At 73.2% G+C, this 8,751-nt stretch carries 5 protein-coding genes and 1 pseudogene; 1 reads left to right on the plus strand and 5 read right to left on the minus strand.

Annotated elements, in window-relative coordinates; genetic code table 11:
* The 4 genes and pseudogenes from G3I42_RS21395 to G3I42_RS21410 form a co-directional block, all read right to left on the minus strand.
* Positions 1 to 1,250: pseudogene (locus tag G3I42_RS21395) on the minus strand (hypothetical protein); the annotation flags it as partial.
* 71 nt (positions 1,251 to 1,321) lie between these two features.
* Positions 1,322 to 5,464 carry a type VII secretion protein EccCa gene (gene eccCa, locus G3I42_RS21400; RefSeq protein ID WP_164288284.1) on the minus strand — a complete coding sequence of 1,381 codons (4,143 nt, stop codon included), beginning with the start codon at positions 5,462 to 5,464 and terminating at the stop codon, positions 1,322 to 1,324.
* Positions 5,464 to 5,913, minus strand: coding sequence for a WXG100 family type VII secretion target (locus tag G3I42_RS21405; protein WP_164288286.1), 450 nt, complete (start codon positions 5,911 to 5,913; stop codon positions 5,464 to 5,466). The genes eccCa and G3I42_RS21405 overlap by 1 nt, the downstream gene beginning before the upstream one ends.
* A 106-nt stretch (positions 5,914 to 6,019) precedes the next feature.
* A complete protein-coding gene (locus G3I42_RS21410) occupies positions 6,020 to 6,337 on the minus strand; it encodes a WXG100 family type VII secretion target (protein ID WP_164288288.1) in 318 nt (105 codons plus the stop codon).
* Positions 6,338 to 6,532: 195 nt separating this feature from the next.
* Here G3I42_RS21410 and G3I42_RS21415 point away from each other — a divergent pair, with 195 nt between their 5' ends.
* Positions 6,533 to 7,183, plus strand: a complete 651-nt coding sequence (locus G3I42_RS21415) for a hypothetical protein (RefSeq protein WP_164288289.1) — start codon at positions 6,533 to 6,535, stop codon at positions 7,181 to 7,183.
* 104 nt (positions 7,184 to 7,287) lie between these two features.
* Here the strand turns inward: G3I42_RS21415 and G3I42_RS21420 are convergent.
* Positions 7,288 to 8,751, minus strand: a 1,464-nt coding sequence (locus G3I42_RS21420) for an AAA family ATPase (RefSeq protein WP_164288291.1), incomplete at its 5' end; no start/stop codon positions are given.

Raw genomic sequence — 8,751 nt, forward strand, 5'->3', positions numbered from 1 at the left:
CCGTGGAGAGGGCCCCGGGCGCCGTCCGGGTCGTCGCCGGAGGCCCGTACAGCACCGTTGTCCGGAGCGGGCCGGGTCGCGCCGTCACCGCTCCGGGCGCCGCCGGGACCCGAGGGACCGGCGGCGGCGGAGGGTTCGGGGGCGGTGGCACGTACCGCCCCGGCGCCGGGGCCCGGGCCGGTCGGCGCCGTCGCCTCCTCGGGCTTCGCGCCGCCGGGGACGTCGTGGGGGGTGGGGGCGGTGTCCTGGCGGACCGGATCGGCCCCGGAGCGTACGCCGGTCCCGGCCGGAGCGGAGTTCTGGGCGGTCGAGCGGACCGGGGCGGGCGTGCCGGTGGTGGGGGTGGTCTCGCCGGTGGCAGCGGCGGAGGTGCGGTTCGGGCCGGAGGTCACCGGGTGCGGGGCCGGGGCCTCGGCACCGGCGGGACGGGTGCCCCTCGGAGGCAGCTCGGTGGTCTTCAGGGGGGTGTGCGCGGGCGGGTTCTCGACGGTGTGGCCCGAGAAACCGGGCGCCGCGCCGCCGTCCTTGGGCAGGTTGCTGGCCGGTACCGGTACGCCGGGGCCCTCGCCCGTGCCGCCCGTGGCGGTGGGGGCTGTGTGCGGCTGGGAGTGGACCGCCGGGTCCAGCCACTTCTCACCGATCTTCGTGGCGAACACGGCCTCGGCGCCGAGGCCGATCGCCCACGCCTCGTTGGCCCAGTCGATGTGCATCTTCTCGCCGGCCGCGGCGTTGGCCATCAGCTGGATGAGCAGGTCCGAGCCCAGGCCGAGGCCGGAGGCGATGACGGTCTCGGCGGCGAAGGCGGCCAGTTCGATGCCGAACATCTCGGCGGCCGAGCGTTCCGCGAGGTTGATCACCGCGGTGGCCCACTCGGCGAACATCTCCAGGTAGGGCATGAGCAGGATGCCGACGCCGACCGTCAGGCCGAGCAGGGCCAGGCCGAAGATGTTGGCCAGCGCGGCCACCAGTCGCTGCTTGTTGATCTCCTTGACGGCCTTGTCGACCTCGTCGGCGTAGATGTTGAGGGCTTCGCCGGTCTTCCAGGCGATGTCGGCGGCGGCGAGCATCGAGGAGCGCACGCTCTGTTCCCCGGACCCGAAGCCCTCGCGGGCCGCGACGGCCGCCTTGCCGCTCCATTGCATCCCGTCCATCTGATCCTTCATGGACTGGGCCAGCTCGTAGAGGCCGTCGCCGTACTGAATCCACTCCGCGGCGAAGTCCCGGATCGGACCCGTGTCGAACTGAGCCATGGGAGGACGAGACCTTTCAGCGGAACAGCGGCGGGGGAGGTGCGGGGGCGCCCGCGCGGGGCGCCCCCGCGTCAGACGGCGGTGACCGGCGGGAATTGCGGGGCGGACGGGGCGGGTTGTGTGGCGGGGCCGGAGCGGCGGGGCTCCGTGGTGGGCTCCGTGGACTGCTCCGGCGTGTCGTGCACGGCCTGGATCACCACCCCCTCCTTGCGCGAGACGAGCGTGCCGCGGCCCGGGGCGCGGCGGGCCGCGCGGTGGTCCCCGAGCAGCGCGCCCTCGCGCGGGTCGCCGGACAGGAGCAGGCCGCCGGTGCCCAGTTCGCGCAGCCGCGCGACGAGCGGATCGGAGGTGAGCGAGCGGGAGGCGCCGCCGATCCGGCGGGCCAGTACCAGGTGGAAGCCGATGTCGACGGCGTGCGCGAGGAAGTCGGTCACCTGCGCGAGGGGCCCGCGCCCCCCGGCCCCGCCGGAGACGAGGTCGTAGTCGTCGACGACGAGGTACAGCTCGGGGCCGGTCCACCAGTTGCGCGCACGCAGGTCGCGGGCGCTGATCCCGGCGGGCGGGGTACGTTCCCGCAGCTTCTCGACCAGTTGCTCGACGTACACCTCGGCGGACGCGGACTCGCCGGCCTGCGCGCCGATGTAGTCCTCCGGTACGCATTCGAGCAGGCCGCGCCGGTAGTCGACGACGACGAAGCGGATGTCCCACGGGGAACGGGTCGCGGCCATGCGGCGCATCCAGGAGCGCAGGAACTCGGTCTTGCCCGAGCCGGTCTCGCCGAGCACGAGGAAGTGCGGGCCGCCTTCCTTCTCCAGGTTGAGCACGGCGGGGGCGAGGTCCGCCTCGCGCAGGCCCACGGGTACGTCGCCGGTGCCGAGACCGGCGCCGCGCGGGTGGGCCGCCTCGACGGCCGCGGCCAGTTCTCCGGCGTCGATGTGCTCGCCGAGCACCCGCAGCGGCGGGGCCTCGGTGCCGTTCCAGCCGGTCCGCAGCTCGGTGACGAGCCGCTGCTGCGCCTGGGTGAGCCCTTCGGCCGCGGCGAGCGCGTCGGCGCGGGGCAGCGAAGCGTGGAACATGTTGCCGGGCGCGATGATGCCCCGGCCGGGGACGACGGCGCGCAGGCCGCGGGCGGCGGTGCGGGAGATCTCGGACTCGCCGGGATCGTTGAGCCGCAGCTCCAGCCGGCCGGTGATGCTGTCGCGCAAGGCGGCACGGATCTCGTTCCAGCGGTTGGCGCTGAGCATCAGGTGAACGCCGACGCCGAGTCCGCGCGAGGCGATGTCCTGCACGATCTCGTCGGCCTCCTCGACCGCGCCGCGCACCGCCCCCCAGTTGTCCAGGACGAGGACCAGGTCGGCGCCGTCGGTGCCCTCCGGCAGGGCGCCCTGCTCGCGCAGACGGCGGAAGTCCTGCGCGGAGTCGATCTTCAGCTCGCGGAAGAGGCGTTCACGTTCCTCGACGCGCTGGCGCACGATCGTCAGCGCCCGGCGCACCCGGGCTTCGTCGTGGCGTACCGCGACCCCCGACACATGCGGCGCCTCCTCCATCCCGGCGAGTGTGCCGCCGCCGAAGTCCACGCAGATGAAACGGAGTTCGTCGGGGGTGTGGGTCAGCATGGCGGAGGCGAGCGCGGTGCGCAGCAGGGTGCTCCTGCCGGACTGCGGGGCGCCGACGACAGCGATGTGGCCGTGGGCGCCGGAGAGGTCGAGGAGCAGGGCGCGCTGTTCCTGGCGGGCGGGCAGGTCGACGACTCCGACGGGAAAGCTGAGCCGGCCGCCCTCGGGCCAGAGGGAGGAGTGCAGGCCGCGTTCCTTACCGGTGGCGAGCGGGCCGAGCAGCGAGTCGAGTTCGACGGTCGTCGGGAGCGGCGGCAGCCACACCTGGTGCACGGGTGTGCCGTACGGCAGCATCCGCTCGACGGCGGCCTGCATCTCGGTGCGGCGGCCGGCCTCCGGCAGCGGTACGGGCGCGGTCAGCTCGTCGGCGGTCTCGGCGCTCTCCTCACGGGCGTCCCGCGCGGTGCGCCAGCCGAAGGGGGCGGGGGGCTCGGTCTCGGGCCTGGCGGCGGGTTCCTCGCCGGGGCCCCGGTGGGCGCCGGAGACGTGTGCGACGCGGAAGCGCTCGTACACCGACTCGTCGACCTTGAGGTAGGCGGAGCCCGGGATGGCGGGCAGTTTGTAGGCGTCGGTGGTGCCGATCACGGCGCGGCTCTCGGCGGCGCTGAAGGTGCGGAGGCAGATCCGGTAGGACAGGTGCGACTCCAGTCCGCGCAGCCGGCCCTCGTCGAGGCGCTGGGTGGCCAGCAGCAGGTGCATGCCCAGGGAGCGGCCGACGCGGCCGATCTGCACGAAGAGCTCGATGAAGTCGGGCCGCTGGGAGAGGAGTTCGCCGAACTCGTCGACGACGATCATCAGGTACGGCATGGGCTCCAGCGGGTGCCCGTGCACGTCGGTGGCGCCCTGCGCGCGCAGGATCTGGTACTCGCGTACGGAGTCGACGTTGCCGGCGTCGCGCAGCATCCGCTGACGGCGCTGCTGCTCGCCCTGGAGGGCGGCGCGGACCCGCTCGATGAGCGCGAGATCGTCGGCGAGGTTGGTGATCAGCCCGGCCACGTGCGGCAGTTCGGTGACCCCGGCGAAGGTGGCGCCGCCCTTGAAGTCGACCAGGACGAAGCCGAGTTCGTCGGGCGAGTGGGTGAGGGTGAGCCCGGTGACCAGGGTGCGCAGCAGTTCGCTCTTGCCGGAGCCGGTGGCGCCGACGACGAGTCCGTGCGGGCCGACGCCGCCGAGCGCGGACTCCTTGAGGTCGAGGATCAGTTGCTCGCCCTCACCGGTGACGCCGAGCGGCAGCCGGAGCAGGTCCTCGGCCTCGGGGGCGCGCCACAGCGAGGGCGGATCGAGGGTGTCGAGGCGGTCCAGGCCGAGCATTTCGGGGAGGGAGACGGTACGGGCCAGGACCTGTTCGCGTTCGCCCGCCAGCCGCAGCGGGGCGAGGGCGCGGGCGGTCTGCTCGGCCAGGGCGGGCGGGCAGCGGTCGGCCACGGCGTCCTGGACGGCGCCGACGAGGGCCGGGTCGGGGCTCTCCAGGGTGAGGGTGCCGTCGGCGGCGATCCGGGCGCGGGCGTCGACCCGGCCGGGTTCCTCGGCATCGCGGGTGACGGTGCACACGACGTGGAGGCCGGTGGCGGGTCCGGCCTCGGCGAGCAGTTCGGCGACGAGCGGGGAACGGGCCCAGTCGGCGGTGGGCCGGTAGCCGTCGAGGACGACGACGAGGTGGCGGGAGGCGGGCGTGTCGCGGCGCAGGAACCCGCCCGTCTGTTCGGCGCGTTCGGCGCGGACCCGTTCCAGGTGGGTCTCCAGGATGTCGGCGAGTGCGTCGAGGTCCTGGGCGAGCGCGGGGGTGGGGCCCTTGGCGGCCTCCCGCGCGTGCGGCAGCCATTTGGCCCAGGCCCAGGGCACCTCGTCCTCGGCGAGGGCGGCGACCGCGACGTCGTCGGGGGCGTGCAGGACGGAGAGCTGGAGCAGCAGGGCGCCGACCGCCTCGGCGGTGCGTTCGGCCGGCCCGGCGAGGCTGAGCACCCCGGTGTGGGCGAGGTCGACCCAGGCGGGCTGGCGGCCGACGCGGGCGTAGTCGCGCACCAGGCGGTCGGCGGCGCGCTGGGACTGCGACTCGAACTCGGCGGTGGGGTCGCCCCGCCGGTGGGAGGTCAGTTTCATGGCGGGCTCGCCGAGCCCCTGGCCCAGGCGCAGCCGCAGGAAGTCCTCGTCGCCGGGGCGGCGTTCCCACACCCGGCGCTTGCCGGTGGTCAGCGCCCACAGCCGGTGCGGGCTGGGCTGGAGGAAGGCGGCGACGGCGCGTTGCGCCTCGGCGGAGGCGCGGGCCTGAGCACGGATGTCGGTCAGGAACTCGACGTAGCGGTCGCGCTGGCGCAGCCGGGTGGTGCGGCTGGCGTTGCGGGACTGGGCACGTACATAGGCGGTCACGCCGACGGAGGTGACGACGAAGCCGACGCCGAGCATGGTCATCCACAGCCGCCCGAAGGTGACCATGTAGGCGGCCATGCTGACGCTGCTGAGCAGCGGCAGCAGCAGGTAGAGCCAGCTGGACGCCTGGTTCTCGGCGGTCTTCTGGGGCGGGGCGGGCAGCGGCACCTGCTGTTCGGGGACCGAGGGCGGCAGGACGCGGGCGGGGCGGTGGAAGGCGGTCTGGCTCATCAGTTGGGAAAGTCCTCCAGGACGGCCGAATCCTCGGGGTCGAGGTTGGCCGGGGCATCCGGCGGGGTCGAGGTGGGCACGCTGCTGTCGCCGGAGCCGAGCGCGGCGGTGAAGTCGTGGAAGGCCTGCGCCAGCTTGACCTCCGTGTTGCTGAAGGTGACGGCGACCATGTCGACGACGCCGGCCATGACGTTGAGCACGCCTTGGCCGGGGTTCTTCTTCGAGCCGAACATCTCGGTCATCACGGCGTCCCAGCGTTCACTGAACGCCTTCGCCTCCTCGGCGGAGGTGCCGGCCCAGCCCAGCTGGAGCTGGAAGGAGGCGTCAGCGATGTTCTCGACCGCGTCCGCGACGTCGTCGGCGAGGCCGAGCAGCCGCCTGGAGATCTCCTCGATGCCTTGCGGGTCGACCGACACGGTCGCCGCGTCGTAGTCGGCTGGGTCAGCCACGGGGACCTCCCTCTGCGATGGGGGTGTGCGATGAAGTGTGCTGGTGGGCATAGTTCGGGTGTGCGGTGCGTCGCGTGATGTGTGTGGGTGTGCGGGTGGCGCCGGGTCAGGTGGCGTTGTGGTAGTTCTTCGTCTCCGCGTCCAGGTAACTCTCGTACGACGCCTGCATGCGCCGGATCATGTCCTCCAGCAGCTCGCGCAGGTCCCGTGCGGAACGGGTGAACCACTCCGCGACCGGTTCGGCGGAGGCGGCGGCGGGGCTGCGCCAGTTGTCGCCGAGCCGGTCGAACTCGTTGCCGATCTGCACGAGATAGCCCGAGATGTCGTGGGAGTATCCCTTGACCTTGCCGATGGCGCTGTGCAGTTCGGAGAGCGCGACGGCCCACTGCGCCGCCGTCTTCGGTGCCGTGGAAGTGTCAGCCATGTCCGTCCCCTGTCTGGTGTCCCCGCCCCGGTGTCCCGCGCCGTCGCGGGACAGGTGTCCTGTACGGCCGTGCGGAACACGTGCCCTCTTCAAGATACGTGTTTCCAGAGTTCTGTTCGACACCGGGTACGTGCGAACATGGCGGGCGACACACCCGAGGTGCCACCCGCGCCGCACATCCGGAGGAGGAGGCCGATGGCCAGCCCCTACACGTCCAAGTACGACACCAGTCCGCTGACCGGGGACAACGACCAGTCGGACGGCGACAAAACCGACGAGGACTCCGGCAAGGACCTCAGCTACCTCGTCCCGCAGGTGAGTGTCGCCTGGGAGAACCCGCCCTCGTTCAACCTCCCGCCGAGGGACCCGGGCGGCTCCGGCGGCACGTCGAAGGACGTCGCGCAGAGCGGGCCGTTCCTGATGGACGGTCCCAGTGTGCGCGGCGCCGAGCAGTCCATGCTCGGCGGGCTGCGCACCTCCTCCGCGGCCTACTCCTCCCTGCGCGGCAAGGTTCTCGCGACGGAGTACGAGATGTTCGGCCCCAAGGAGAAAGCGCAGCCGCTCGCGGCGATGAACTCCACCACCCCCGGAAACAGCAGCGGCGGCACCAGCAACATGCCCGACGGGGACACCGACCCGGAGGGCCAGGCACAACTGACCGAGATGGCGCAGCACTTCTACGCCTCGATGAAGCCCGCCATGGAGAAGGCGCTCTGGCAGATCGCCAACTCCCTCGAACTGTCGGGTCAGTTCCTCGCAATGGTGAACAGGGCGGGGCAGACGTACGCGCAGATGGACCGCGCCTGCGTCTTCCCCGAGCCGCCGGCCTCCTCGGTGGTGCACTGACACGGGGCGCCGGGCGGGGCGGGGCGCGCAGCGGTACGCCGACCGGCGCGTACGGCAGCGCACCGCTCCCCGCACCGGCCCCCATGCCGCTTCCCACCCCGCCCTCACGAGTGCACCGCCGTACGCGGCAGGTCCTCGGGCAGTACCAGCGTCAGCGCCTCCGGGCCCGGGTCGGCCAGGTCGGCGACGCGTTCGGCGTGCAGTTCGGTCATCCGCTGGAAGACCTGGCGCGCGGTACGCCCGTTGCCGAACCGCTCGGTGCGCTCCACGCCGTCGAAGTAGGCCCTCAGTCCGGCCACCGTGTCCTCGTGGAGCCGGTATTGGTGGCTGCGGGCCTGGTGCTCGACGATGTGCACGAGGTCGGTCGAGGTGTAGTCGTCGAAGCTGAGGGTGCGGGTGAAGCGGGAGGCCAGCCCGGGGTTGGAGCCGAGGAAGCGGTCCATGTCCTCGGGGTACCCGGCCACGATGACGATGACGTCGTCGCGGTGGTCCTCCATCAGCTTGACCAGGGTGGCGACCGCCTCGTGCCCGAAGTCCGAGGGCTGGTTGTGGGGGACGAGCGCGTACGCCTCGTCGACGAAGAGCACGCCGCCCAGCGCGCGCCGGAAGACGGCGGTGGTCTTGGGCGCCGTGTGCCCGACGTACTCCCCGACCAGTGCCCCGCGGTCGGCCTCCACGAGGTGGCCGTGCGCGAGCATCCCGAGCCCGGCGAGCAGTCGCCCGTACAGCCGGGCGACGGTCGTCTTGCCCGTGCCGGGATTCCCGGCGAAGACCAGGTGGCGGCTGAGCGGCGGCGGCTGGAGACCCGCTTCCTGACGCTGTTTGACCAGCCGCATCACCTTGGTGAGCGACGCGATGTCCGCCTTGACGCGCTCCAGGCCGACGAGCCGGTCGAGTTCGGCCAGCAGCGAGGGCAGGGGGTCCTCGGCGTCCTCCGGGACGTCACCGGGGGCCGCTGCCCCGGGCGTGCGCGGTGCGGGAGCCAGGCCGTGCGGGCGGGCGTCGGGTGCGCTCCCGTCCTGCGGCATCGAGACCGTGTCGACGCCGGTGCTGCGGCAGTGCTCGAAGACCGGCGCGGCGGTGTCGTCGGCGGAAAGGTCCTCGCCGGAGTCGGCCACCAGGCAGCGCCGGAAGACCGCTTGGGCGCGCGGGCCCGCGTACAGCGCCGGGTAACCCGCGCCGGAAATTTCGCAGTCCTCGAAGAGCCCGGCGGCCTCCTCGTGCAGGTAGACGCCGTTCTTGCCCGCCCCGGCGATCCGCAGTCCGCGCACCCGGGGGCGCGCGCCGGTCCAGACGACCAGTCCACTGCCCCGGGCGCCGGTGACGGACCCGCCGTCGATCCACGCCTCGCTGTCCTCGTCGAGCCGGACACCGGCCGTGGCGGCGCCGTCGACGGTGCACCCGGCGAGGAGCGCGCCGGTGCCCCGGGCGAGGTGGACGCCGTTGCCGGTGGCGGCGCGCACCTCGCAGCCGTCCAGCAGCGGGCGGTGCCGGGTGTCCAGGCGTACGCCGGTGCCGCAGGCGGCGAGCGTGCAGCCGCGCAGCTCGGCGTCGCCGCCCGCCACGTC

Source organism: Streptomyces sp. SID11385, assembly GCF_010548245.1.
In the GTDB taxonomy this organism is placed as follows: Bacteria; Actinomycetota; Actinomycetes; order Streptomycetales; family Streptomycetaceae; genus Streptomyces.

What these genes read in the sequence shown, in the direction of transcription:
- eccCa (WP_164288284.1), bottom strand. Translation starts at nt 5,464, where the DNA reads ATGAGCCAGACCGCCTTCCACCGCCCCGCCCGCGTCCTGCCGCCCTCG.
- G3I42_RS21410 (WP_164288288.1), bottom strand. Translation starts at nt 6,337, where the DNA reads ATGGCTGACACTTCCACGGCACCGAAGACGGCGGCGCAGTGGGCCGTC.
- G3I42_RS21415 (WP_164288289.1), top strand. Translation starts at nt 6,533, where the DNA reads ATGGCCAGCCCCTACACGTCCAAGTACGACACCAGTCCGCTGACCGGG.